Source organism: Vibrio sp. S12_S33, from assembly GCF_963889785.1.
Lineage (GTDB): Bacteria > Pseudomonadota > Gammaproteobacteria > Enterobacterales > Vibrionaceae > Vibrio > Vibrio aestuarianus.
The window spans coordinates 1-900 of sequence record NZ_CAWPQZ010000182.1; the positions used below are offsets into that span (position 1 = coordinate 1).

The 900-nt window shown below is 43.2% G+C and carries 2 protein-coding genes; one reads left to right on the forward strand and one right to left on the reverse strand.

Annotated features, from left to right (window positions below):
* Positions 1-192: hypothetical protein (locus AACW06_RS19755; protein WP_238336769.1), on the forward strand; the 192-nt coding region annotated here is incomplete at its 5' end.
* 20 nt (positions 193-212) lie between these two features.
* On the opposite strand, the gene AACW06_RS19760 is transcribed toward AACW06_RS19755, so the two are convergent.
* On the reverse strand, positions 213-749 hold the full coding sequence (locus AACW06_RS19760; protein ID WP_192076360.1) for a GNAT family N-acetyltransferase: 537 nt from the start codon (positions 747-749) through the stop codon (positions 213-215).
* Positions 750-900 lie beyond the last annotated feature (151 nt).

The window sequence follows — 900 nt, forward strand, 5'->3', positions numbered from 1 at the left end:
AAAGCAGCGAGAACTAATACTAAAAGACAAAATTTACGAAACATACTACCAATCATTGAGATAATCCTTTTCTACCAAACGCTCCATGTTGCTCATAACGCCCAATTAAGTGGTGAACAACGCACTGACCAAGCCACTGCATTGCACCGTAAAGCACTTTACCTGACGCATAGTAAAACTGCCACGCGTTGAGAATCCACTTGAATTGTTTGTTATGCCTTGCCCCATTCCGTTCGAAGGACTGCCAAAACCACTGTATCCCACCACTTTCCTTTAAAAAAGCGATGCTCTCTAAAATGAGCTTCTTGGCGCATACCTAATGACTTACAGAGCTTAATGGCTGGCAGGTTCCTACTAATTGTCTCCGCATAGATACGGTGAACTCCCAATTCCGAAAAACCAAAGTCTGCGAGAGCTAAGGCCGCTTCATGACTCAACTTATTACCTTGCGATGTTCTGGAAAAAGCACACCCCATTGATGCTTGCTGATTGTCCTCTAGACGTAAACAAACCGTCCCAATGAACTCCCCTGACACCTTACATTCAACAGCCAATTGATATGATTTTCTTGGTTTCTCAGAAGCCTGGGCAATAAACAAGTTTGTTAACTCCCTGTATTTATTAGGGTCACAATCGCTTTCGTCATAGAAACGTTGATATTTAGCATCCTGAGACATAGCAACAAAAGCGGCCTCATCGTTCGAAGTCATATCCCGAATAATCAAACGCTTAGTCTCGATTTTAAACATCGATAGTTCCTTTTTCTTCGTGAGGCATAACGCCGCGTTAAGTGGTGAGCAACGCGACCACAATCCTAAACCATTGCGCCTTAAACACAAAACTCAACCTAGAATCGAAACTCCCAAGCGTTGGGAATCCGTCTTAAACGCCTAGTTAGCT